We start from the raw sequence: 24804 nt of genomic DNA on the forward strand, positions 1-24804 counted from the left end.
ACCCCATGAACTCAATCGCGCAACAGGCGCTGGCCAGCGCCTTGGGCAAAGCCATGCCCGCTCCCACAGGAAAATCCCCGGAAACACTGGACTTCGTCGAGGTTCAGTCCCCGATTCCGGTGTACTCGCTCCCACAGATCGTTATCACTGGCCCGATCAACCGGGTCATGGAAATCGAGGGGCGCAACTACGCCCTTGGGGTTGTCCGGTCCTTCGGCGCTTCGCTGCGCCGGCCGGACGTTGCGGCCAAGGCAATTGCCAACCTGACCCGAACCGCCGCCGCGATGCCGTCCAGCTACGCCAGCGGTATCAAACAAGTCATTGATCTGTTGCAGGTGGAAGCATGAACAACAACTACGACTCCCGCACCGCCGACAAATTTGTGGTTCGCCTGCCCGATGGTTTGCGTGCCGAAATTGAAGGCGCTGCTGACTATCTCGATCGCAGCATGAACAGCGTTTTCGTTCAGGCCGTGCGCCAGTACCTGGACAATCAGAAGCGCCAGGAACTGCTGCTTGACGCACTGGCGAAGGCTGCCGTTAAGAACGGTCGAGCAGCCATGAAAGAGCGCCCGATTTTATTCAACGGCCCGATGGTGCGCGCCATCCTGGAAGGCCGGAAGACGGTCACGCGGCGCGCACTCAAGATGCCGCACGGCTTATGGGAAACATCTGAATCGGGCGAATTGGTGCCGATTCCCGCCAACTGCCCATACGGCCAACCCGGCGACCGGCTGTGGGTACGAGAGTCGTTCTGGGGCTGCGACCTGCCCGGCCACGGCGACCAACCTTGCGTCGTGTACGACGATGAGTGGCACGGCAAGGAATACAAGCCGGCCGAGGCGAGGCCATGGGCTCGCAAGTTCGGCCGAATCCCGTCAATCCACATGCCGCGTGACGCCTCCCGCGCATTGCTGGAGGTAACCGCCGTCCGGATCGAACGCCTGCACGACATCGATGGCGACCAGGCGCAGGCGGAAGGAATCGGCGACCACGAGTTCGGCTGTGATCGCCCGACTGAGCCGGACGGCTATCCCGCTTGCAATTGCGGAAGCCTCTCCTATGTCGACTCGTTCCAGCGTCTGTGGGAGTCCATCAACGGCGTTGACAGCTGGGCCGCGAATCCGTGGGTCTGGGTCGTCGAATTTAAGCGGGTGATGCCATGACCCTACGTCGCACCCTGCATGGGCTGAAAAGCAAAGGCACCCTTGCGAAGTGGCGGGCTGAGAAAGGCCGGCACCTCGTGCGGATCTGGTCGGGCGAATGGCAATGCTACTGGCGTGCGAACGGCCGTGGATACACAACCGACGTGTCAGACGCTGGCATTTACACCTTTGATGAGGCGGTGAAGTACTCCGGCCATTGCAGCCAAGAAAAGCAGATCGCCTATTACTTCCTGCCGGAGCCAGCGCCATGACAGCCCCCATCCCCGGAAAACTGAAAGCCAACTGCCCCGACTTCCCGACTACCTGCGATATATGCCAGAAGAACCGGAACCGGGGAAACCACGACAAATGCAGCAAGAAGCGCCAGGCCGAAGCGGCCGAGCAGCGCGCACGGGAGAAAGGCAATGAGTGAAGTGAAGCGTTACCACGTTGGCGATACAGGGCTCGTTGAGGGTACGGCCTTGGGGCGGCCTTCGGTTGTGCTGGCGGCCGACTTCGACCGGGTCACCGCCGAGCGTGATGCCCTGCAGCTGCGCCTGACCGTGGCCGATCAGCGCAACGATGATCTCGACGGACTGCTGCGTGCCTGGTACGAGGCGAACGCTAAGAGGCTGATCCGGGTCGATGACGCCGCTTACCACATCGTCACGTCCACAGCCGAGGTGCTGGAGGGAAAACCCGCCAGCGCAAAGCGGGCTGTGCTGCTAACCATGGATCGCGAAATGCGCGTCTATATCGCGGGGCCGATGACAGGTATTCCTGAGTACAATTTCCCTGCATTCAACGCTATGGCAGAAAAGCTGCGCGGCGCAGGCTGGCATGTTGAAAACCCAGCTGACCATGGACACGTTGTGGGCGCGGAGTGGGCTGATTACTTGCGCTATGACATCGGTCGGCTAGCAACCTGTGAAGTCGTGATGCTGCTGCCTGGCTGGACGTCCTCCCGAGGTGCGCGACTGGAGGTGTCGATCGCCAGAGAACTTGGGATTGGCCTGATGTATGCGGACGGCGCCGAATACAAGCCGACTTCCAAGCCACTAGCCGCCGACGAAATCCCAGACTTCAGTCCTGGCAATGGCAACAAAGCACGGCGCCGGGCGGAAGCCCTCAAACCCACCGAATCGGGAGCAGGTGAATGACCGATTACAGCGAACTGAAGAAGGCGGCGGAGGTTATTGTTGCGGAATATAAGGCGCACGAGTTCACCTGTGCATGGCCGGACGGTAGCGATTGGTTCGAAATTGGTCCGGGCTTTTCAGAGATGGACTTGGTGAAACGCTGTTCGCCGACAGCGGTTCTGGAAATGATCGCCGAGATCGAGCGGCTGCGTGAGTCAAAGGACCATAAGCACCCAAGCCCGGCCGCATTCGAGCGTCTACTTCCAGTCATTGGAGCGTCTATTGACTCGGTCAAGACAGTTAAAGCCGCACTCGAAAGCACGCACCGTTACAGCTATATGCCGTGCCTCCCAGAAGAAGCATATAAGTGGTTTCCTCATGCCTGGGTTATTGCTGCGATGCGTGATGTAGCCGCCCCGCCCCAACTCGCCGAACTGCAAGCCCAATTAGATACCGCAAGCCACATGTTTGATGAGGTGGAAAACAGCCTTGCTGCGTCAGTGGATAGAGAAATAGAGCTGCAAGCCACCATCGAGCGGCAGGCGGCGGAGATTGCTGCTCAGGTCCAAAGCGCTCTTCGTAGATCTTTCACGCTTGGCCAGATTTACTGGCAGCAGGCTGATTCGGATTCTACAAGCCAGCAGAATAAATCCGATCAAACTATGGAAACTCAGGAGCAACACATTTTAAATGTGCTCAAGTCAATTAGCGCCTGCCTCGACGCCACCGCTGCGCTGAATGGAGAAAAACCATGAACACCGCACGCACCGACGATCTGCGCGACGAGCAGGTTGAGTTCATCCGACTGCCAAAGGTCAAAGAGCTGACCGGCTTGGGCACCACCAAGATTTACACCATGGCCAGCGACGGTCTATTCCCGAAACAGGTCAGGCTTGGGGGCCGGTCCGTGGCCTGGGTAAAGTCCGAGGTTCTGCAATGGAACAACGACCAGGTCGCAGCCGCGCGCGGTCAACGCGATCAGGCTTCGGCCTCCAGCGCATCCAAGTAATCCGCCCAGTCCTGCATCATCCCCCTCCGCTGTTCCACGTATTCTGCGTGGTTGTAGGTCTTCCTGACCTTGCTTGAGCCTGCATGCGAAAGCTGCGCCTCAATCCAGTCTTCGTTGTAACCCATCTCGTTCAAGGCCGTTGAAATCGTGGCTCGGATTCCCTGCCCGGTCAGCTTGCCTTCATACCCCATGCGCTTTAATGCAGCGTTGACCGTGTTGTTACTGATTGGCTTGCTCGGGTCGTTGCGGCCCGCGATCAGCAGTTTGTAACGACCGGTCAACTGATGCACCTTGCGCACCTCTTCGACCGCCTGCCGCGACAGTGGCACCAGATACGGCGGCACTTCCTCCCCCTCCTTTGTTCGGATCACCTTCCTCAATTGCTTAACGCCTTCGGGCGGTATCGTCCACAACGCGGCGTCCAGGTCAAACTGGGCTGCCCTTGCGTGGCGCATCTCGCCTGTGCGAACGCCTGTCAGTAGCAAAATGCGGATGGCACTCTTTGTGTAACCTGCGCAGTCGAAGTTCCTGAGCGTGTGCAGGAATACCTTTAGCTCTCGCTGCCTGAGCATCGGGTTGTGTTTCACCGGCGGCTCTTTCACCGCGACAATGTCCAAGTCGGCAGCCGGGTTCATTTCCAGATAATCGGACGCGATAGCGAAGCGGAAAATGTTGTTGAGCCATGACCGGCACTTCTTCGCCGAGTTGAGCGCCTCGCGCTTCTCAATCCTGCGCAAGGCTGCGAGCACGTCGGACCGTTTGACGTCCGCCACTGGGATCTTGCCCAGCGCCGGGATCAGATCCTTGTCCAGGTAGAAACGTGACTGGTAGGCGGCGCCATGATGGGCCGCCACCCAGCGCGGCAGCTTGAAGGCATGCCACTCGTTCGCCACAACCTCGAAGGTCTTCACGGCCTCGGACGCTGCAGCTCGTTTTTCTTCGCGGCGTTGAGATCGAGGATCAACGCCCTTGGCAACGAGCGACCGCGCCTGATCCCGCTTTTCGCGGGCTTCTTTTAGGGTGATTTCGGGATAGGTGCCCAGCGACATGCGCGGCTGTTTGCCGTGCCAGGAGAACCTGAAGTGCCAGGACTTGGTGCCGTTGGGCGCAACGTACAGCGATAGACCGCTGCCGTCAGTGAGGGTGAATTCCTTGTCGGCCGGTTTGGCCTGGCGCACAGCGGTATCAGTGAGGGGCATTAGTACATCACCAAGTCACTCGAATTAAGAAGTGCTGAATGATGTACTAAAAATGCGCGGGACGCAGCGAAAGACTGCGAAAGATGGCGAAAATAAAAACCGTCAAGGCTTATGGCTCTTGGCGGTTTCGTGAAGCTCTGCGAAACAGGGTGAAAATAGATGTGGTGCCCGAGACAGGAATCGAACCTGCGACCTTCGCGTTACGAGTGCGCTGCTCTACCGGCTGAGCTACACGGGCGGTGGGCTAAACCTAGCACCGGGTTCGAGAGCCAGCAACTTCACATCCTGTTTCAAAGACAAAAAAAGGCCCCGCAGTTTTCACTGCGGGGCCTTTTTTATAACGTTGAAGCAATCAAGCGGGGGTGATTAAACGCCCGAAGCCTTGGCTGCTGCTACGTCTTTGATGGACAGCTTGATACGGCCGCGGTTGTCCACGTCCAGTACCAGTACTTCCACTTCCTGGCCTTCTTTCAGGATGTCGGTCACTTTCTCAACGCGAGCGTCGCTCAGCATCGAGATGTGAACCAGACCGTCCTTGCCAGGCAGGATGTTGACGAATGCGCCGAAGTCGACGATGCGCTCAACCTTACCGACGTAGATCTTGCCGATTTCAGCTTCTGCGGTGATACCCAGAACGCGCTGACGTGCAGCTTCAGCCGCTTCCTTGGTTTCGCCGAAGATCTTGATCGAGCCGTCGTCTTCGATGTCGATCGAAGCCTTGGTCTCTTCACAGATCGCACGAATGGTCGCACCGCCTTTACCGATGACATCACGGATTTTGTCGGTGTCGATTTTCATCGCGATCATGGTCGGAGCATTTTCCGACAGTTCGGTGCGGGACTGACCAATGATCTGGTTCATCTGACCGAGGATGTTCAGGCGCGCTTCCAGGGCTTGGCCCAGAGCGATCTCCATGATTTCTTCGGTGATGCCTTTGATCTTGATGTCCATCTGCAGCGCGGTAACACCTTTGGCGGTACCGGCTACTTTGAAGTCCATGTCGCCGAGGTGGTCTTCGTCACCCAGGATGTCGGTCAGGATGGCGAACTTCTCGCCTTCTTTAACCAGACCCATGGCGATACCGGCAACCGGTGCCTTCATCGGAACGCCAGCGTCCATCAGGGCCAGGGAAGCGCCGCAAACGGAAGCCATCGAGCTCGAACCGTTGGATTCGGTGATTTCCGACACAACACGAATGGTGTACGGGAACACGTCGGCAGCAGGCAGCATGGCTGCAATCGAACGACGGGCCAGACGGCCGTGACCGATTTCGCGACGACCAGCGCCACCCATGCGACCACACTCACCTACCGAGAACGGAGGGAAGTTGTAGTGCAGCATGAACGGGTCTTTTTTCTCGCCTTCCAGGGTGTCCAGCAGTTGTGCGTCACGGGCGGTGCCCAGTGTTGCAACTACCAGGGCCTGGGTTTCGCCACGGGTGAACAGAGCCGAACCGTGGGTCTTGGGCAGAACACCGACCTCGATGTTCAAGGGACGTACAGTCTTGGTGTCGCGACCGTCGATACGTGGCTTGCCGTTTACGATGTTTTCGCGAACGGTGCGGTATTCGATTTCGCCGAAAGCGGCTTTGACTTCGCTGGACGAAGGCTGGCCTTCTTCACCGGACAGCTTGGCAACAACCTGGTCTTTCAGTTCGCCCAGACGAGCGTAACGGTCGGCCTTGATGGTGATGGTGTAAGCCTGGGAGATCGCGTCGCCGAACTCGGCACGGATGGCGCCCAGCAGAGCGGTGGCTTCTGGCTGTGGAGCCCAGGTCCAGGTCGGCTTGGCAGCTTCGGCGGCCAGTTCCTTGACGGCGTTGATCACCACCTGGAACTCGTCGTGAGCAAACAGTACAGCGCCCAGCATCTGGTCTTCGGTCAGCTCTTTGGCTTCCGATTCAACCATCAACACGGCTTCCGAAGTACCGGCAACGACCATGTCCAGGCTCGAAGCTTTCTGTTGTTCGTAAGTCGGGTTCAGCAGGTAGCCAGTGCTTTCGTGGAACGCAACGCGGGCAGCGCCGATCGGGCCATCGAAAGGAATACCGGAGATGGCCAGGGCAGCCGAGGTACCGATCATCGCAGCGATGTCCGGATCGGTTTTCTTGCTGGTGGAAACGACGGTGCAGACAACCTGCACTTCGTTCATGAAGCCTTCTGGGAACAGCGGACGGATCGGACGGTCGATCAGTCGGGAAGTCAGGGTTTCTTTCTCGGAAGGACGGCCTTCGCGCTTGAAGAAACCGCCAGGGATCTTACCGGCAGCGTAAGTCTTTTCCTGGTAGTGAACGGACAGAGGGAAGAAGCCCTTGCCTGGATCGGCTTGCTTGGCGCCGACCACAGTCACCAATACGCTGACGTCGTCGTCAACGGTGACCAATACTGCGCCGGAGGCCTGACGGGCGATACGGCCAGTCTCGAGGGTAACGGTCGACTGACCGAACTGGAATTTTTTGATTACCGGGTTCACGGTGTCCTACCTTCTTTTGTGGCTCTTGGGGAACTTGTCTTCTTGCGAAATTCTTGGGCAATGTCGGGAATCGGCCCAACGCCTGTCCAGGGTAAAACGACTATCCAGATAAAACTTGAGGCTGGGAGCCTGCCATGCACCAGCGGGAAACCCACTGAAGCACGACAGACAACCAACCTCTAGCGCAATCGCTTATTAGCGACGCAGACCCAGGCGACCGATCAGAGCCTGATAACGACCCAGATCCTTGCCTTTCAGGTAGTCCAGCAGCTTACGACGCTGGTTAACCATGCGGATCAGACCACGACGGGAGTGGTGATCTTTACCGTTGGCCTTGAAGTGACCTTGCAGCTTGTTGATGTTGTGGGTCAGCAGTGCAACTTGCACTTCTGGCGAACCAGTGTCACCAACAGCTTGCTGGTAGTCAGCTACGATTTGAGCTTTTTCTTGAACGTCGAGAGCCATGAGGCAATCCTTTTATCAGGAAACTGTTTCAGAGAAACAGCTTCAACAGGCCAGGGACAAATCCCTGTATCTAAAAATGAGTAGTGACCGTGCCTGTTAACAGCCACCCTCGTCCGGTCATTCTGACCGAATCAGTCGACGTGGCGCGATTCGCCCGTCTTCGCCCACTTCACCGATTCCGATGAAGCGACCATTGTGATCCTGTACCCGTACCATGCCGAACTTCGGTGCATCCGGGGCTCGTACCGGTTGGCCGTTGAGCCAGTAGAACGAGCTGTGCTCCGAGAACTGCAACAGCGGCCAATCCAGCAGACCGCTGTCCGATGGCATCAGGAAGCGATCAACCGCTTCATTGCCGCCTTCGGCATGTACCGCTTCCAACTCTTCCAGCGTGACCGTCTGCGCTAGCGTGAAAGGCCCGGCCTGGGTACGTCGCAATTCAGCCACGTAAGCGCCACAACCGAGTTGCTCACCGATATCCTCCACCAGGGTGCGGATATAGGTGCCTTTGCTGCAATCCACCGCAAGCCGCGCAGTATCACCCTCGAAGGCCAGTAATTCCAAGCGCGCAATAGTAACAGAACGCGGTTCGCGCTCCACTACTTCGCCTGCACGAGCCAGCTTGTACAGCGGCTGTCCGTCACGCTTGAGCGCCGAGTACATCGGCGGTATCTGACTGATTTGCCCGCGAAAACCCGGTAAAACAGCTTCGACATCGACACGACCAACGGTCACCGGGCGTTCCTGCAAAACTTCACCCTCGGCATCGGCCGTGGTGGTGGTCTTGCCCAGCTGCGCCAGGGTTTCATAAGCCTTGTCGGAATCGAGCAGGTATTGCGAGAACTTGGTGGCCTCACCGAAGCACAACGGCAGCACGCCGGTGGCCAGCGGATCGAGACTGCCGGTATGCCCTGCCTTCTCGGCGTTCAGCAACCAGCGAACCTTCTGCAACGCGGCGTTGGAGGTGAACCCCAGCGGCTTGTCGAGCAGGATAATACCGCTGACGTTACGACGGATACGTTTGACCTGAGCCACCGATTACTCCTTGGCGTCTTCGGGTTCAGCGGCTACCGGGTGCTGATTGTCTTCAGCCACCGCACGCTCGATCAGGGCCGACAGGTGTGCACCACGCACGACGCTTTCGTCGTAGTGGAAGTGCAACTGCGGAACGCTGCGCAACTTCATTTCGCGAGCCAACTGCATACGCAGAAAGCCAGCGGCGGAGTTGAGCACCTTGATGCTTTGTGCGATGTCTTCGGCGTTGTCCTGACCCATCACGGTGATGAAGATCTTGGCGTGACCGACGTCACGACTGACTTCAACAGCGGTGATGGTGACCAGGCCGACGCGCGGGTCTTTGACTTCACGACGGATCAGCTGTGCCAGCTCACGCTGCATCTGATCGCCGATACGTTGGGTACGGCTGTATTCTTTTGCCATGTCTTGTTACCTGTTACTGCCCCACGGTGAAACCCGAGGGGTCTGAAAGCGGCAAACGCCCGGCCTGACAAAAGCCAGACCGGGCGTTGCGTTTAGAGTCCTGACGCCGTGCCGCGCACTTGCATGCGGCGGCTCGCCGTGGCCCTTGAAGTGCGCGAGTTAGAGGCTGCGAGCAACCTGAACCTTCTCGTAGACTTCGATCTTGTCGCCAGCTTTGACGTCGTTGTAGCTCTTGACGCCAATACCGCATTCCATGCCGGCACGTACTTCGGAAGCGTCATCCTTGAAGCGGCGCAGGGATTCCAGCTCGCCTTCGAAGATAACGATGTCTTCACGCAGTACACGGATTGGACGGTTACGGTGAACAACACCTTCGATAACCATGCAACCGGCGATCGCGCCAAACTTCGGCGAACGGAACACGTCACGCACTTCAGCGGTACCCAGGATGTTCTCGCGAACATCGCTGCCCAGCATACCGGTGAGGGCTTTCTTGACGTCTTCGATGATGTCGTAGATCACGTTGTAGTAACGCATATCCAGACCTTCCTGCTCGACGATCTTGCGAGCGCCGGCATCGGCACGCACGTTAAAGCCAAACAGTACAGCGTTGGAGGCCAGTGCCAGGTTAGCGTCGGACTCGGTGATACCACCGACACCGCCACCGACAACACGCACTTGCACTTCGTCGTTACCCAGGCCGTTCAAGGCGCCGTTCAACGCTTCCAGCGAACCACGGACGTCAGATTTGAGGACGATGTTAAGCGTCTTCTTCTCTGCCTGGCCCATGTTCTCGAAGATGTTTTCAAGCTTGCCGGCGTGAGCACGGGCCAGTTTGACTTCGCGGAACTTGCCTTGACGGAACAGAGCCACTTCACGGGCTTTCTTCTCGTCCGACAGCACGCTCATCTCGTCGCCAGCGTCCGGAGTACCGTCCAGGCCGAGGATCTCGACAGGGATGGAAGGACCGGCTTCTTTGATTGGCTTGCCGTTCTCGTCGAGCATGGCACGTACACGGCCGTAGTTCGAACCGACCAGGACCATGTCGCCTTGGCGCAGGGTACCGTCTTGGACCAGAACGGTAGCAACCGGGCCACGACCTTTGTCGAGACGCGATTCAACCACGACACCACGACCTGGGGCCGAAGGGGTCGCCTTCAGTTCCAGAACTTCGGCTTGCAGCAGAACAGCTTCGAGCAACTCGTCCACGCCAGTACCGACTTTCGCCGAAACCGAAACGAACGGGGTGTCGCCGCCCCACTCTTCCGAGGTCACGCCATGAACCGACAGTTCGCTACGGATGCGATCGAGATCGGCGCCCGGCTTGTCGATTTTGTTCACGGCAACAACCAGAGGAACACCGGCTGCCTTGGCGTGCTGGACCGCTTCAATGGTCTGCGGCATTACGCCGTCGTCCGCTGCAACGACCAGGATCACGATGTCAGTCGCCTTGGCACCACGAGCACGCATTGCGGTAAACGCAGCGTGACCCGGGGTATCGAGGAAAGTGACCATGCCGCGATCAGTTTCAACGTGGTACGCACCGATGTGCTGGGTGATACCGCCGGCTTCGCCCGCAGCTACCTTGGCACGACGGATGTAGTCGAGCAGCGAGGTCTTACCGTGGTCGACGTGGCCCATTACGGTCACAACCGGTGCACGGGAGAACGTCTCACCTTCAAACTTCAGGGACTCGGCCAGGGAATCTTCCAAGGCAGTGTCGCTGACCAGGGTCACTTTGTGGCCCAGCTCTTCAGCAACCAGTTGGGCAGTTTCCTGATCCAGTACCTGGTTGATGGTCGCTGGGGTACCCAGTTTGAACATGAACTTGATGATTTCAGCAGCCTTGACCGACATCTGCTGGGCGAGATCGCCAACAGTGATGGTCTCGCCGATCTGCACATCACGCACGACAGGGCCGGTTGGGCTCTGGAAACCGTGGGCGTTGCGCTTCTTCAGCTTGGCCTTGCCGCGACCACCACGACGGAAGCCATCGCTTTCTTCGTCGGTAGTCCGTGGCGCAACACGTGGAGCAGGCGCTTTCTCTTTGACCGAAGCACGATGTGGAGCGTTTTTGCGCTCGCCATCGCCACCGCCGCTGCGACGATTGTTATCGTCGGCACGTGGTTTGTCCGGACGGCGCTGTTCGTTCTGCTTGTTGCGAACGTCAGCAGACGGTGCTGGAGCAGCGGCTACAACCGGCGCGCTTTCGCGTACTGGTTCGGCAACTGCTGCAGGGGCTGCAACGGCGTCGTTAGTAGCGGATTGCGCAGCAGCAGGCTGGCGACGCGCTTCTTCTTCGGCGCGGCGCTTGGCTTCTTCTTCAGCCTTCTGACGAGCAGCATTTTCTACTGCGCGACGTTCATCCAGTTCGCGTTTGCGCTCGGCTTCAATTTCTTCCGGGCTGCGCTGTACGAAGACTTTCTTCTTGCGTACTTCAACGCTGATGCTTTTGCTGCCAGCAACACGCAGGGTGCTGGTGGTTTTGCGCTGCAATGTAATCTTGCGCGGTTCTTCCACTTTCGCCTTGTGGCTGCTCTTCAAGTGAGTCAGCAAAGACTGCTTCTCACTATCGCTCACACCTTCATCGGCGGCGGTGTGCGGCAGACCTGCCTCACGCATCTGCTGCAACAGGCGCTCTACCGGTGTTTTGACCTCATCGGCCAGTTGTTTCACCGTGACTTGCGTCATGCACTTCTCTCCTCAGGCCGCGCCTAATTACTCGAACCAGTGGGCTCGGGCGGCCATGATCAACTTGCCGGCACGATCATCGTCAATGCCGTCGATGTCGAGCAGATCGTCAATAGACTGCTCGGCCAGGTCTTCGCGGGTAATTACGCCGCGCACCGCCAGTTCCATCGCCAGATCCTTGTCCATACCCTCAAGCGAGAGCAGGTCTTCGGCCGGATGGGCGTCTGCCAGCTTTTCCTCAGTAGCGATGGCTTTGGTCAACAAACGATCCTTGGCGCGAGCGCGAAGCTCGTTGACGGTTTCTTCGTCAAAGCCGTCGATGTTGAGCATTTCTTCCAACGGTACGTAGGCAATCTCTTCCAGGCTGGTGAAGCCTTCATCTACCAGCACCTGTGCCAGGTCTTCGTCGACTTCCAGCTCGTCGATGAAGTTGCGCAGGATGTCGCCGGTTTCTGCTTGCTGCTTAGCCTGGATGTCCGATTCGGTCATCACGTTCAGGGTCCAGCCAGTCAACTGGCTAGCCAGACGCACGTTCTGACCACCGCGACCGATGGCCTGAGCCAGATTGTCTGCGCCAACGGCGATGTCCATTGCATGGGCATCTTCGTCAACGATAATTGCCGCAACCTCAGCCGGGGACATGGCGTTGATTACGAACTGAGCCGGGTTGTCGTCCCACAGGACGATGTCCACACGCTCACCGCCCAACTCACCCGACACTGCCTGGACGCGCGAACCGCGCATACCGATGCAAGCGCCTTGCGGGTCGATGCGTTTGTCTTTCGAGCGGACCGCGATCTTGGCACGCGAACCCGGGTCACGGGAGGCTGCCATGACTTCGATCAAGCCTTCAGCGATTTCCGGCACCTCGATGCGGAACAACTCGATCAGCATTTCCGGCGCAGTACGCGACAGGATCAGCTGCGGGCCGCGGTTCTCGGTGCGGATTTCCTTGAGCAGCGCACGCAAGCGCACGCCAACCCGGAAGGTTTCGCGAGAGATGATGTCTTCACGAGCCAGCAGCGCTTCAGCGTTGTTGCCCAGGTCGACGATCACGTTGTCGCGAGTCACTTTCTTCACGGTGCCGGAGATGATTTCCCCCAGGCGCTCGCGATAAGCGTCAACGACTTGAGCGCGCTCGGCTTCGCGAACTTTCTGCACGATGACTTGCTTGGCAGTCTGTGCAGCAATGCGGCCGAACTCGATGGATTCGATTTTCTCTTCGACTACATCACCTACCTGGGCGCCCGGGTGCGTTTCGGCAACCTTGCTCGGCCAGGTTTCGATGGCCGGATCATCCAGGTCTGCTTCTTCGACGACCGTCCAGCGACGGAATGTCTCGTAAGCACCGGTGTGGCGATTAATTTCCACACGCAGATCGACTTCGTCCTCGAAACGCTTTTTGGTAGCAGTGGCCAGAGCCAGCTCCAGCGCTTCAAAAATTACGTTTGCCGGTACGCCCTTTTCATTGGATACCGACTCAACAACCAGCAGTACTTCTTTGCTCATCGTACGCCTCGCCTTTCGCAAGCCATTGGATCCGCGGGATCCGCGTCTCAGTCAAAACTGGGAATAATGTTGGCCTTGTCGATCATATCGATCGGCAACAGGAACTCATGGTCTTCAACCTGCACCACGACGTCCTGCTCTTCTACACCGCGCAGAAGGCCCTGAAAGTTGCGTCGTCCTTCAAAAGGCGAGCGCAGCTTGATCTTCACTTGTTCACCGGCAAATTTTGCAAACTGCTCAATAGTGAACAGTGGGCGTTCCATGCCAGGCGAGGAAACTTCAAGGGTGTATTCAACGGCGATTGGATCTTCAACATCCAGGACACCGCTGATCTGACGGCTGACGATGGCACAATCGTCCACCAGCACACCGCCCTCTTTATCAATATAAACGCGCAACATTGAGTGGCGACCTTGAGCCGAAAACTCAATACCCCAGCATTCATAGCCCAGGGCCACGACCACCGGGGCCAACAAGGCCTGCAACTCTTCTAGCTTGCTCGACACCTGAACCCCCTCGTGCATGTATGTGCATGCTATGCAAAATAAAAAAATGGGCGAAACGCCCATCCTTGAAACGCCGTCGAACAGCGGCGTAGAAAGTGTCCAGCTAACAAAAAGCCCCTTAAAAGGGGCTCCTTAAACTGGTTGCGGGGGCCGGATTTGAACCGACGACCTTCGGGTTATGAGCCCGACGAGCTACCAGACTGCTCCACCCCGCGACAAAGCTGGGGCGGAAGTATACGACCGATCCCTGACAGGGTCAATGTAACCTTCCACCTACAAGAAAGCCCGCAACAGCGGGCTCTCCTGATAATTGGTACCGAGAAGGGGACTCGAACCCCTACACCCTATGGGCACAACCACCTCAAGGTTGCGTGTCTACCAATTCCACCACCTCGGCAATACTACGTTTGAAACCCTTCTTACTTTTGCTCTTGAGCTGGAGGCACGTCAGTCGCTGGAGTAGCCGACTTTTGCTCTTGAAGCACCGGTACATCATCAGAAGCCGGTTGTTGCTTTGGTACTTCCAACACTGCCGGGTTTGGCAAACCTACTTGAGTCAGCTGATGAGCTTTCTCTTTAGCGAAGTAACCTAACCCTAAGCTGGTTATGAAGAAACCGGCGGCAAGTATAGCAGTAAACTTACTAAGAAAGGTAGAGGAACCTTGGCTTCCGAACACAGTATTTGAAGCACCTGCTCCGAAAGACGCGCCAGCATCCGCACCTTTACCCTGCTGCAGCAATACCAGAGCAACTACGCCCAATGCACCCAGCAGATGAAAAACGACTACGACTGTTTCCAGCATTTTTTCAGTTTCCCGCGGCGCGACAAATCGCACCGAACTCATCTGCATTCAGGGAAGCTCCACCAATGAGCCCCCCATCGATATCCGGCATGCCGAACAGTTCGACCGCATTGGCCGCCTTCACGCTGCCGCCGTATAGAAGCCGCACACCTTGTGCGACCTCAGAATTCTCTGCCGCCAACTGAGCGCGGATGGCTGCATGCACATCCTGCGCCTGTTGCGGCGAAGCAGTCAGCCCGGTGCCAATGGCCCAGACCGGCTCGTAAGCTATTACTGCATTTGCAAAGGCACCGACACCCAGCTCCTCTATGATACTGCCTAGCTGACGCCCGACAACCTCAAGAGTTTTACCGGCTTCACGCTGCTCAAGGGTTTCCCCTATGCACAACACCGGGATCAAGCCACATGCCTGAGCCGCTGCAAACTTGCGAATCAGCATACCGTCCTGCTCGCCCATGATCTGGCGGCGTTCGGAATGCCCGACAAGAACCAGGGAACAACCTGCATCCACCAATTGACTCGGCGCGATTTCACCGGTCAGTGCACCTTGCATGGATTCCACCGCAGAATTCTGCGAGCCAACCAAAATCGACTTGCCTTCCAAGCCATCAATCACTTGATTGATATGCAGGCAAGGCGGGAATACCGCTACATCAACACCGCTCGGCAAGGCCATATCACGCAGGCCATTGATCAGCTCAGCGACGCTGGCGCGGGTACCGTGCATCTTCCAGTTACCAGCTACCATAGGGCGACGCATGCTGTACCTCGTCGGTCAAAGTGGGCGCAGATGTTACCCAACACAATCATGGCTGGCAAGCCGAATTCAGGCAGAAACTTCAGTAACCAGTTTTGCCAGCTCTTGGGCGTAACCGCGAACCTGTGTTTCGTCCTCGCCTTCGACCATCACCCGCACCAACGGCTCTGTCCCGGACTTGCGCAACAACACGCGCCCGCGACCGGCCATGGCTTGGGTGACACGGTCGCTGGCTTCCTTGACCGCCGGATGGTCGAGCGGACTCGCGCCCCCGCCGAACCGGACATTGATCAGCACCTGAGGACACTTGCGCAGCGCCTGACGGGCCTGAGCCAGACCTTCCGAGCGCGTTTTCAGCGCCATCAGCACCTGCAACGCAGCAATGATCGCATCACCTGTGGTGGTGTGATTGAAGCAGACGATATGACCCGAGTTCTCACCACCTACCAACCAGTTGCGCTCCAGCAAGTCAGCGATCACATAACGATCGCCAACGTTGGCACGCACGAAAGGAATCGACAGATCCGCCAGGGCCAACTCCAGCCCCAGGTTACTCATCAATGTTCCGACCACGCCGCCTTGCAGCTTGTCGCGCTCATGTAGATCGCGGGCGATGATGTACAGCAGCTCATCACCATCAACAATGGCGCCAGTGTGATCAACCATCAAGACGCGATCACCGTCACCGTCGAAGGCAATACCCAGATCGGCGTGTTCGGCCAATACGGCAGCCTGCAATTGCCCCATATGGGTCGAACCGCAATTGTCATTGATGTTCAGGCCGTTTGGCTGAGCGGAAAGCACAACGACTTCGGCACCCAGCTCCCGGAACACACTAGGTGCAACCTTGTAGGTCGCGCCGTGAGCGCAGTCGATCACGATCTTCAGGCCAGCAAAGTTGGTACCGGTCGGCACGCTGCTTTTGCAGAATTCGATATAGCGGCCAGAGGCGTCGTTGATGCGCGACACTTTGCCAATCTTGCTCGACTCAACCACAGTCATCGGGGTGTCGAGCAACTCTTCGATCATCAGTTCGACTTCGTCCGGCAGCTTCGTGCCCTTTCCGGAGAAGAACTTGATGCCGTTGTCGTCGTGAGGGTTGTGCGAGGCACTGATCACGATACCGGCTTCGGCATGGAAGGTACGCGTCAGGTAAGCGATCGCCGGCGTTGGCATAGGACCCAACAGCATCACGTCAGCACCTGCCGAGGTCAGACCCGCCTCGAGCGCGGACTCAAACATGTAACCGGAGATCCGGGTGTCCTTGCCGACCAGCACCTTGCAGGCGCCCATTTTGCGGAAGGCCATGCCCGCAGCCCAACCGAGCTTGAGCATGAAATCAGGAGTAATCGGGTACTCACCGACCCGACCACGAATACCGTCGGTGCCAAAGTATTTTTTGCTCATAAGTGCTCCATCATTCTTATTCGGCTGATTCCACTGCGGCGATCATCCGCACCACGTCCACTGTTTCGGCTACATCATGGACGCGCAATATACGCGCACCCTTGGCCGAAGCCAGCGCCGCGAGCGCCAGACCGCCAAACAGGCGCTCTCCAACCGGGCGATTCAAGGCCTGACCTATCATGCTCTTTCGCGAAACCCCGACCAACAGGGGCCGCCCCAAGGCGTGCAGGTCTTCCATATGTTTGAACAAACTTAGATTGTGCTGCAAGGTTTTCGCGAATCCAAACCCTGGATCAAGAATAATCCGCTCAGCCGGGATTCCCACCAACGCACATTGGGCCATGCGCTCGGCGAGAAACTCGCCAACCTCCCTTGTGACATCGCCGTAATACGGATTGTCCTGCATGTCGTTCGGCTCACCGAGCATATGCATCAGGCACACCGGCAATCCGGTGGCGGCTGCCGCATCCAGGGCGCCATCTCGACGTAGCGAGCGCACATCATTGATCAATCCCGCTCCGAGCCGTGCGGTTTCGCGCATGACCGCCGGAGTGGAGGTATCGACCGAAATAATCACATCCAGCTCGCGATTGATGCGCTCAACGATAGGCGCCACGCGCTCCAGCTCTTCAAGTGGCGAAACCGCCCTTGCACCGGGACGCGTCGATTCGCCACCGACATCGATCAGCGTGGCGCCCGCCGCAACCATCGACTCGGCATGATGCAGGGCCGCGTCAAGCTGGCTGTATCGGCCGCCATCAGAAAAGGAATCGGGAGTGACATTGAGAATGCCCATGACATGCGTCCGGGCCAAATCAAGAACCCGGTTGCCGCAAGGCAACCGGGTCGAGGACTGAACAGAAGTCATTTCAAACCTTATACGTCAGCAGCCGGACCGCCGATCGGTGTTTCCGGACGCTCATCCTGCACCACCGGAGGCGTCCCGGAAGTACCGGTGCCGCCGCCCGACCAGTCGCGTGGTTCGCGAGGCGTGCGACCCGCCATGATGTCATCGATCTGATCGGCATCGATCGTCTCGTACTTCATCAAGGCATCGGCCATGGCGTCGAGCTTGTCGCGGTTATCCGTGAGGATCTGCTTGGCCGTGCCGTAGCACTGGTCAATGATGCTGCGCACTTCGGAGTCAATCAGCTTGGCTGTCTCACCAGAGAAGCTCGCACTCTGACCACCGCCGCCGCGACCGAGGAACACTTCGCCCTCTTCTTCGGCATACATCAACGGACCGAGTTTTTCTGAAAGACCCCACTTGGTCACCATGTTCCGCGCAATTTGGCTGGCACGCATGATGTCGTTGGACGCGCCGGTGGTAACACCGTCGAAACCCAGGGTCATTTCTTCAGCGATACGGCCACCGTACAGCGAGCAGATCTGGCTGATCAGTGCACGCTTGGACAGGCTATAGCGATCTTCTTCCGGCAGAAACATCGTCACACCCAGCGCACGACCGCGCGGGATGATCGACACCTTGTAGACCGGATCGTGCTCTGGCACGACACGACCGACGATGGCGTGACCTGCTTCGTGATAAGCGGTGTTCTGCTTCTCTTTTTCGGACATGACCATGGATTTGCGCTCGGCGCCCATCATGATCTTGTCTTTCGCCAGTTCAAATTCTTTCATTTCGACGATGCGCTTGCCGGTACGCGCAGCGAACAACGAGGCCTCGTTCACCAGGTTGGCCAGGTCGGCACCAGAAAAACCAGGCGTACCACGTGCGATCACCGCAGGAGCGACGTCGTCACCCATTGGCACTTTGCGCATGTGAACCTTGAGAATCTGTTCACGACCACGAATATCCGGCAGGCCGACCACAACCTGACGGTCGAAACGGCCCGGACGCAGCAACGCAGGGTCCAGTACGTCAGGACGGTTGGTTGCGGCGATGACGATGATGCCGTCATTCATTTCAAAGCCATCCATCTCAACCAGCAATTGGTTGAGCGTCTGCTCGCGCTCGTCGTGACCACCACCCATGCCGGCGCCACGGTGGCGACCGACGGCGTCGATTTCATCGATGAAAATGATGCATGGCGCGTGTTTCTTGGCCTGTTCGAACATATCGCGAACACGGCTGGCACCGACACCGACGAACATCTCGACGAAATCGGAACCGGAAATGGTGAAGAACGGCACTTTGGCTTCGCCGGCAATCGCCTTGGCCAGCAAGGTTTTACCGGTACCCGGAGGACCCACCATCAGCACGCCGCGAGGAATCCGACCGCCCAGACGCTGGAACTTGCCCGGATCACGCAGGAACTCGACCAGCTCACCGACCTCTTCCTTGGCTTCGTCGCAACCGGCAACGTCACCCAAGGTGGTTTTCACCTGATCTTCGGAGAGCAGGCGCGCCTTGCTCTTGCCAAAGCTCATCGGCCCGCCCTTGCCGCCTGCACCGCCCTGCATCTGCCGCATGAAAAACATGAACACGGCAATGATCACCAGGATCGGGAAGCTGGCGACCAGGAGTTGAGTCCAGATGCTTTGCTGCTCAGGCTGCTTGCCTTCGACCACGACGTGGTTATCCACGAGGTCACCGATCAGACCGTTGTCCTGGATGGCAGGACGAATGGTCTTGAAGCTGTCGCCATCGTTGCGTTTGCCGGTAATCACGTAGCCGTCAACCGCTACGCGCTCGACCTTTCCATCCTTGACCTGCTGGATGAAGTCGGAATAGTTGAGGGTCTGCGGCTCGTTAGGGCTGGAGAAGTTGTTCATCACTGTCACCAGGACAGCCGCGATGATCAACCACAGGATCAGATTCTTTGCCATATCGTTCAATTAACTACCCTCTGAAGCAAGCTCCGCTAATGGCGCGCGCTTCGCATGATATTCACCGGCCTAACTTACTACATTACCTACGACTCTGGCAGGCGCCGTCTGTAACCCTTTGTGAAACACTTTCTACACAATATTCGCTAATGCTCACGGGGCGAAATACGAAAAACCTATCGACCCGCAAAAAAACCTCGATTTACTCACTACGGCCCCGGTAGCCCCAAGCCAGCATGTATTGCTCGCGGGAACTGCCACGGGAAGAGTCCGGCTTGATCATCTGGACCTTTTCGAATTTCTTACGAGCGTCCTTCACGTAAGCATCAAACCCTTCGCCCTGAAACACCTTGATCACGAAATTACCACCCGGCTTGAGTATCCGAGCAGCCAGATCAAGAGCCAGCTCACATAGAAACATGGCTTTTGGCATATCCACCTCAGGCGTACCACTCATATTGGGGGCCATATCGGAAATCACAAGGTCCACCTGCGAATTACCCACGGCTTCAAGGATCTGAGCGAGCACTTCGTCCTGGGTGAAGTCACCCTGGATGAAAGTCACGTCCGGAATGCTGTCCATTTCCAGTATGTCCGAGGCGATCAGACGCCCCTGACCACCGATCAGCCGACTAGTGACCTGTGACCAGCCGCCGGGCGCCGCTCCCAGGTCGACAACGCTCATACCCGGACGGATCAGTTTGTATTTCTCCTGGACCTCCAGAAGCTTGTAACTCGCACGCGAGCGATAACCATCCTTCTGCGCCTGCTTCACATAGGGATCATTGACATGTCTTTGCAGCCATTTAAGGCTTGTCTTGGAACGGGCCACGGGCCACCTCGAAATAAAACGGGTCGTGATTAACTGGGCGGTCCCGGACTCGCTCGGGTAAACTGGCCGCCGCTTTTTACAAGATCAGACGCAGGGGTCAGATTATGCCGCTCACTCAAGAGCAGAAGAAACAGTACAAATCCATTGGCCACCATCTGAAACCAGTTTTGATTGTGGCTGACAACGGTTTGACTGAAGGTGTGTTAGCCGAACTTGAACGCGCTTTGGCGGATCACGAGCTGATTAAAATCAAGCTCAACATCCTCGATCGCGAGTCGCGCCTGGCGAACATTGCAGAACTGTGCAAGGTCGGCAAAGCGGACCTGGTCCAGGTCATCGGCAAGATGGCACTGATTTATCGCAAGAACTTCAGCGTCAACAAGCAGCTGTCGAACGTCCATCGCTTCAAGTGATGGCAAGGGTCAAGGGTGTGCTTCGCGCACCCTGCCACCCCATCCCGGCACCGGCTGCAACACCAGCACCAGCCCGGAAAACCCCAGGATCAGGTAGCTGAACTCTTCCCAGCGCACCGCATCTGGCCAACCGAAACGCACCACGAAGTACATCGCGCACGCATACAGCGCCATCAGCAGCAGTTGCCCACGAATATCGCGCCATAGACTGGCAAGGCCCTCGGCCTGAATCAGCACCAAAGCCTGAAAAATCACACACGCTGTGGCGAAACCCACCATCAGCGCATCAAGCATGCCTGCAATTTCGTCGATCAGCAGCGGTGCCAGGCCAATCTGGCCCAGCACCGGCAGCAGACCAATATGTAACAGCCACAGACCGCCGACCCACAACATCTGAGTCAGCTGCCAAAGCATGGCGCCCGCACGTAGCGGGCGCCTGCGCTTAGATGTGGCGTACTTCGACAATCTCGTACTCGATAACGCCACTCGGCGTTTTCACGGCGACCACATCACCCTCTTCCTTGGCAATCAAGGCGCGGGCCAGTGGCGAGCCCACCGAAATCTTGCCGAGCTTAAAGTCAGCCTCATCCTCACCCACAATGTGGTAAGTGACGCTTTCATCAGTCTCGACGTTGGCGATTTCAACGGTGGTACCGAAAATCACTTTGCCAGTGTGAGGAATGGTCGTGACGTCGATGATGACCTGATTCTGAATCCGGCCCTCGATGTCACGAATCCGCGCCTCGACCATCCCCTGCTGCTCGCGGGCTGCGTGGTATTCGGCGTTTTCCTTCAAGTCACCCAACTCGCGGGCCGTGCCGATATCCTGGCTGAGCTTCGGACGGACGACCTTGGTCAGGTGAGCGTGTTCTTCTTCCAGGGCTTTCGCGCCCTGGACGGTCATTGGGTACTTGATCATGCCTTCAATCCTGCGTGTAGATCCTGCAAGCGGCGCACGGTCTTCTCGGGACCGAACTTCAGCGCCTCGCAGATGGCTTCGCCAGCAGCAATGGTGGTGGTGCAGTAGATTTTGTGCTGCAAGGCATTACGACGAATGGAGTACGAGTCAGCGATCGACTGACGACCTTCGGTGGTGTTGATGATCAGGGTGACTTCGTCATTCTTGATCATGTCGACCACGTGCGGACGACCTTCGGTCACCTTGTTCACACGTCGCACTTTCAGGCCTGCGGCTTCGATCAGCTTGGCAGTACCGGCAGTGGCGACCACTTCGAAACCCAAGTTGATCAGATCACGGGCCACGCCTGCAACCAGTGGCTTGTCGTCGTCACGCACGCTGATGAACGCGGTACCGCCGGTCGGCAGCACTTCGCTGGCGCCCATCTGGGCCTTGGCGAACGCTTCGCCGAAGGTGTCGCCCACGCCCATCACTTCACCGGTGGACTTCATCTCTGGGCCCAGGATCGGGTCCACACCAGGGAATTTGGCGAATGGGAACACCGCCTCTTTCACGCTGTAGAAGTTCGGAATGATTTCTTTGGTGAAGCCGATTTCTTTCAAGGTTTTACCGGCCATCACGCGCGCTGCGATCATGGCCAGGGAAACACCGATGCACTTGGACACGAACGGTACGGTACGGGAAGCGCGCGGGTTGACTTCGATGACGTAGATGTCTTCGCCTTGCAGCGCCAACTGAACGTTCATCAGGCCGACAACACCCAGTTCCAGGGCCATTTTCTTGACCTGTTCGCGCATCTCGTCCTGGATATGCGCAGGCAGCGAGTACGGCGGCAGGGAGCACGCGGAGTCACCGGAGTGAACACCGGCCTGCTCGATGTGCTGCATGATCGCGCCGATCACCACGTCGGTGCCGTCGCAGACCGCATCCACGTCCATTTCGATGGCGCAGTTGAGGAAGTGGTCGAGCAGCACCGGGCTGTCGTTGGACACTTTCACCGCATCACGCAGGTAGCGCTTGAGTTCTTCTTCTTCGTAAACAATTTCCATCGCGCGACCGCCTAGTACGTAGGACGGACGAACCACCAGCGGGTAGCCGATCTTGGCGGCAGCACGAATCGCTTCGTCTTCGCTACGCACGGTGGCGTTTGGCGGCTGACGCAGGTTCAGGCGCTCAACCATTTGCTGGAAGCGCTCACGGTCTTCCGCACGGTCGATGGCGTCAGGGCTGGTGCCGATGATTGGCACGCCAGCTTCTTCCAGGGCGCGGGCCAGTTTCAGCGGGGTCTGGCCGCCGTACTGGACGATCACGCCTTTTGGCTTCTCGACGCGGCAGATTTCCAGCACGTCTTCCAGGGTCACCGGCTCGAAGTACAGGCGATCGGAGGTGTCGTAATCGGTCGAAACGGTTTCCGGGTTGCAGTTGACCATGATGGTCTCGTACCCGTCGGCGCGCAGGGCCAGTGCCGCGTGTACGCAGCAATAGTCGAACTCGATGCCTTGGCCGATACGGTTAGGACCGCCGCCCAGGATCATGATCTTGTCGCGGCCCGTCGGTGCGGCTTCGCACTCTTCCTCGTAAGTCGAGTACATGTAGGCGGTGTCAGTGGCGAACTCGGCCGCGCAGGTGTCAACGCGCTTGTAGACCGGGAAGATCTCGAGCTTGTGACGGTGGCGACGCAGAGCCTTCTCGGTCACGCCCAGCAGCTTGGCCAGACGCATGTCGGAGAAGCCTTTGCGCTTGAGCTTGAACATCAAGTCGCGGTCGATGCTGGCCAGGCCCAGGGTCTTGACCTTCTCTTCTTCCTTGATCAGATCTTCGATCTGCACCAGGAACCACGGGTCGATCATGTTCATGCCGAAAATATCTTCGACCGACAGGCCGGCGCGGAAGGCGTCAGCCACGTACCAGATACGCTCGGCGCCCGGCACGGTCAGTTCGCGCTTGAGGATGCTCATGCTTTCCGGATTGCTCAGGTCGAGCTTCTCGTCCAGGCCGCAAACGCCCACTTCCAGACCGCGCAAAGCTTTCTGCAGGGATTCCTGGAAGGTCCGGCCGATGGCCATGACTTCACCGACCGACTTCATTTGAGTGGTCAGGCGGGCGTCGGCTTTCGGGAATTTTTCGAAGGCGAAACGTGGCAGCTTGGTAACGACGTAGTCGATCGACGGCTCGAAGGACGCAGGAGTAGCGCCGCCGGTGATTTCGTTCTGCAACTCGTCCAGGGTGTAGCCGATCGCCAGCTTGGCAGCGATACGCGCAATCGGGAAACCGGTGGCTTTCGAGGCCAGTGCCGAAGAGCGGGATACCCGCGGGTTCATTTCGATGACCACCATGCGGCCAGTGTCCGGGCAGATGCCGAACTGGACGTTGGAGCCGCCGGTTTCCACGCCGATCTCGCGCAGTACCGCCAGAGAGGCGTTACGCATGATCTGGTATTCCTTGTCCGTCAGGGTCTGTGCTGGCGCAACAGTGATCGAGTCACCGGTGTGCACGCCCATCGGGTCAAAGTTTTCGATGGAGCAGACGATGATGCAGTTGTCCTTCTTATCGCGGACAACCTCCATCTCGTATTCTTTCCAGCCGATCAAGGATTCGTCGATCAGCAGTTCCTTGGTCGGCGACAGGTCCAGACCGCGGGCGCAGATTTCCTCGAACTCTTCACGGTTGTAAGCAATACCGCCGCCGGTGCCGCCCATGGTGAAGGACGGACGGATGATGCACGGGAAGCCGAGCTTCTCGAGGACCACGTTGGCCTCTTCCATGCTGTGGGCGATACCTGAGCGCGGGCAGTCCAGGCCGATGGATTTCATCGCCTTGTCGAATCGCGAACGGTCTTCAGCCTTGTCGATGGTGTCAGCGTTGGCACCGATCATCTCTACGCCGAACTTCTCCAGAACGCCTTCGCGCTCCAGGTCCAGGGCGCAGTTAAGAGCAGTCTGGCCACCCATGGTCGGCAGCAGTGCGTCCGGACGCTCTTTCTCGATGATCTTGGCAACGGTCTGCCACTTGATCGGTTCGATGTAGGTGGCGTCGGCCATGTCCGGGTCGGTCATGATGGTCGCCGGGTTGGAGTTCACCAGGATGACGCGGTAACCCTCCTCGCGCAGGGCTTTGCAGGCCTGGGCGCCGGAGTAGTCGAATTCGCAGGCCTGGCCGATCACGATCGGGCCAGCGCCGAGAATCAGGATGCTTTTAATGTCTGTACGTTTTGGCATGGGTTTGTCACTCAAATCCGCAGGTCAGTCGGCAAGCCGTCTTGTTCAATCTTTGAAGCCTTGAGGGGGGCCGCCAGTGTTCGGGACCGCC

Annotated in this window: 25 protein-coding genes and 3 tRNA genes; 8 read left to right on the plus strand and 20 right to left on the minus strand. The window is 57.9% G+C overall.

The genetic code is table 11. The annotated features are described in order from the left end of the window. Positions 1-5: 5 nt before the first annotated feature. From K0F88_RS32540 to K0F88_RS22565, 7 genes are read left to right on the plus strand one after another with little or no spacing between them, the layout of a single operon-like run. Positions 6-347, plus strand: a complete 342-nt coding sequence (locus K0F88_RS32540) for a hypothetical protein (protein WP_257605326.1) — start codon at positions 6-8, stop codon at positions 345-347. Continuing rightward, entirely contained in the window at positions 344-1165 is an 822-nt protein-coding gene (locus K0F88_RS22540) for an Arc family DNA-binding protein (RefSeq protein WP_306823152.1), read from the plus strand. Before K0F88_RS32540 ends, K0F88_RS22540 begins: the two co-directional genes overlap by 4 nt. Next, complete coding sequence (locus K0F88_RS22545; RefSeq protein WP_219096595.1) at positions 1162-1416, plus strand: hypothetical protein; 255 nt, start codon at positions 1162-1164, stop codon at positions 1414-1416. Before K0F88_RS22540 ends, K0F88_RS22545 begins: the two co-directional genes overlap by 4 nt. Beyond that, a complete protein-coding gene (locus K0F88_RS22550) occupies positions 1413-1577 on the plus strand; it encodes a hypothetical protein (protein WP_219096596.1) in 165 nt (54 codons plus the stop codon). Before K0F88_RS22545 ends, K0F88_RS22550 begins: the two co-directional genes overlap by 4 nt. Beyond that, positions 1570-2304, plus strand: coding sequence for a DUF4406 domain-containing protein (locus K0F88_RS32545; RefSeq protein WP_257605327.1), 735 nt, complete (start codon positions 1570-1572; stop codon positions 2302-2304). The genes K0F88_RS22550 and K0F88_RS32545 overlap by 8 nt, the downstream gene beginning before the upstream one ends. Beyond that, positions 2301-3038 carry a hypothetical protein gene (locus K0F88_RS22560; RefSeq protein WP_219096597.1) on the plus strand — a complete coding sequence of 246 codons (738 nt, stop codon included), beginning with the start codon at positions 2301-2303 and terminating at the stop codon, positions 3036-3038. The genes K0F88_RS32545 and K0F88_RS22560 overlap by 4 nt, the downstream gene beginning before the upstream one ends. Then, on the plus strand, positions 3035-3292 hold the full coding sequence (locus K0F88_RS22565; protein WP_219096598.1) for an AlpA family transcriptional regulator: 258 nt from the start codon (positions 3035-3037) through the stop codon (positions 3290-3292). The genes K0F88_RS22560 and K0F88_RS22565 overlap by 4 nt, the downstream gene beginning before the upstream one ends. Here K0F88_RS22565 and K0F88_RS22570 read toward each other — a convergent pair. The 17 genes from K0F88_RS22570 to rlmE form a co-directional block, all read right to left on the minus strand. Beyond that, entirely contained in the window at positions 3262-4491 is a 1230-nt protein-coding gene (locus tag K0F88_RS22570; RefSeq protein ID WP_219096599.1) for an integrase arm-type DNA-binding domain-containing protein, read from the minus strand. The genes K0F88_RS22565 and K0F88_RS22570 overlap by 31 nt on opposite strands. 162 nt (positions 4492-4653) lie before the next feature. Continuing rightward, positions 4654-4729: transfer RNA gene (locus K0F88_RS22575), tRNA-Thr, on the minus strand. A 128-nt stretch (positions 4730-4857) separates the two neighbouring features. Further along, positions 4858-6963, minus strand: coding sequence for a polyribonucleotide nucleotidyltransferase (gene pnp / locus K0F88_RS22580; RefSeq protein WP_007942868.1), 2106 nt, complete (start codon positions 6961-6963; stop codon positions 4858-4860). 195 nt (positions 6964-7158) lie between these two features. Beyond that, complete coding sequence (gene rpsO / locus K0F88_RS22585; protein WP_003176135.1) at positions 7159-7428, minus strand: 30S ribosomal protein S15; 270 nt, start codon at positions 7426-7428, stop codon at positions 7159-7161. Positions 7429-7545: 117 nt separating this feature from the next. Further along, positions 7546-8463, minus strand: a complete 918-nt coding sequence (gene truB, locus K0F88_RS22590; protein ID WP_219096600.1) for a tRNA pseudouridine(55) synthase TruB — start codon at positions 8461-8463, stop codon at positions 7546-7548. Positions 8464-8466: 3 nt separating this feature from the next. Next, positions 8467-8868, minus strand: a complete 402-nt coding sequence (rbfA, locus tag K0F88_RS22595) for a 30S ribosome-binding factor RbfA (protein ID WP_007942872.1) — start codon at positions 8866-8868, stop codon at positions 8467-8469. 159 nt (positions 8869-9027) lie between these two features. Beyond that, positions 9028-11559, minus strand: coding sequence for a translation initiation factor IF-2 (gene infB, locus K0F88_RS22600; protein ID WP_219096601.1), 2532 nt, complete (start codon positions 11557-11559; stop codon positions 9028-9030). A gap of 27 nt (positions 11560-11586) precedes the next feature. Continuing rightward, positions 11587-13068, minus strand: a complete 1482-nt coding sequence (nusA, locus tag K0F88_RS22605) for a transcription termination factor NusA (RefSeq protein ID WP_008024459.1) — start codon at positions 13066-13068, stop codon at positions 11587-11589. Between the two features lie 47 nt (positions 13069-13115). Further along, on the minus strand, positions 13116-13574 hold the full coding sequence (rimP, locus tag K0F88_RS22610) for a ribosome maturation factor RimP (protein ID WP_010463487.1): 459 nt from the start codon (positions 13572-13574) through the stop codon (positions 13116-13118). Positions 13575-13712: 138 nt separating this feature from the next. Further along, positions 13713-13789, minus strand: a tRNA-Met gene (locus tag K0F88_RS22615). 96 nt (positions 13790-13885) lie between these two features. Next, positions 13886-13971: transfer RNA gene (locus tag K0F88_RS22620), tRNA-Leu, on the minus strand. A 22-nt stretch (positions 13972-13993) separates the two neighbouring features. Further along, positions 13994-14377, minus strand: a complete 384-nt coding sequence (gene secG / locus K0F88_RS22625) for a preprotein translocase subunit SecG (protein WP_017336473.1) — start codon at positions 14375-14377, stop codon at positions 13994-13996. A 4-nt stretch (positions 14378-14381) separates the two neighbouring features. Then, complete coding sequence (tpiA, locus tag K0F88_RS22630; protein WP_219096602.1) at positions 14382-15137, minus strand: triose-phosphate isomerase; 756 nt, start codon at positions 15135-15137, stop codon at positions 14382-14384. A 66-nt stretch (positions 15138-15203) separates the two neighbouring features. After that, a complete protein-coding gene (gene glmM / locus K0F88_RS22635; RefSeq protein ID WP_219096603.1) occupies positions 15204-16541 on the minus strand; it encodes a phosphoglucosamine mutase in 1338 nt (445 codons plus the stop codon). Between the two features lie 16 nt (positions 16542-16557). Further along, positions 16558-17409, minus strand: a complete 852-nt coding sequence (folP, locus tag K0F88_RS22640; protein ID WP_094469176.1) for a dihydropteroate synthase — start codon at positions 17407-17409, stop codon at positions 16558-16560. An 8-nt stretch (positions 17410-17417) separates the two neighbouring features. After that, positions 17418-19331, minus strand: a complete 1914-nt coding sequence (ftsH, locus tag K0F88_RS22645; protein ID WP_219096604.1) for an ATP-dependent zinc metalloprotease FtsH — start codon at positions 19329-19331, stop codon at positions 17418-17420. A gap of 202 nt (positions 19332-19533) precedes the next feature. Next, the gene (gene rlmE / locus K0F88_RS22650) at positions 19534-20163 is read right to left on the minus strand and encodes a 23S rRNA (uridine(2552)-2'-O)-methyltransferase RlmE (RefSeq protein WP_219096605.1); all 630 of its coding nucleotides are present in this window, start codon (positions 20161-20163) and stop codon (positions 19534-19536) included. Positions 20164-20267: 104 nt separating this feature from the next. Here rlmE and K0F88_RS22655 point away from each other — a divergent pair, with 104 nt between their 5' ends. Further along, positions 20268-20576 (plus strand): YhbY family RNA-binding protein, encoded by a 309-nt coding sequence (locus tag K0F88_RS22655; RefSeq protein WP_008057408.1) that lies wholly within the window; start codon positions 20268-20270, stop codon positions 20574-20576. A gap of 9 nt (positions 20577-20585) precedes the next feature. Here the strand turns inward: K0F88_RS22655 and K0F88_RS22660 are convergent, their stop codons facing one another. Genes K0F88_RS22660 through carB form a run of 3 tightly spaced genes read right to left on the minus strand, consistent with a single transcriptional unit; the run spans position 20586 to position 24713 of the window. Then, a complete protein-coding gene (locus K0F88_RS22660) occupies positions 20586-20990 on the minus strand; it encodes an MFS transporter (RefSeq protein WP_094469185.1) in 405 nt (134 codons plus the stop codon). A 28-nt stretch (positions 20991-21018) separates the two neighbouring features. Further along, positions 21019-21495 carry a transcription elongation factor GreA gene (gene greA / locus K0F88_RS22665; RefSeq protein WP_027924456.1) on the minus strand — a complete coding sequence of 159 codons (477 nt, stop codon included), beginning with the start codon at positions 21493-21495 and terminating at the stop codon, positions 21019-21021. Beyond that, entirely contained in the window at positions 21492-24713 is a 3222-nt protein-coding gene (carB, locus tag K0F88_RS22670) for a carbamoyl-phosphate synthase large subunit (protein WP_219096606.1), read from the minus strand. Before carB ends, greA begins: the two co-directional genes overlap by 4 nt. Positions 24714-24804: the final 91 nt, after the last annotated feature.

It is taken from the genome of Pseudomonas sp. UMAB-40 (assembly GCF_900095275.1).
Taxonomy (GTDB): domain Bacteria; phylum Pseudomonadota; class Gammaproteobacteria; order Pseudomonadales; family Pseudomonadaceae; genus Aquipseudomonas; species Aquipseudomonas mandelii_B.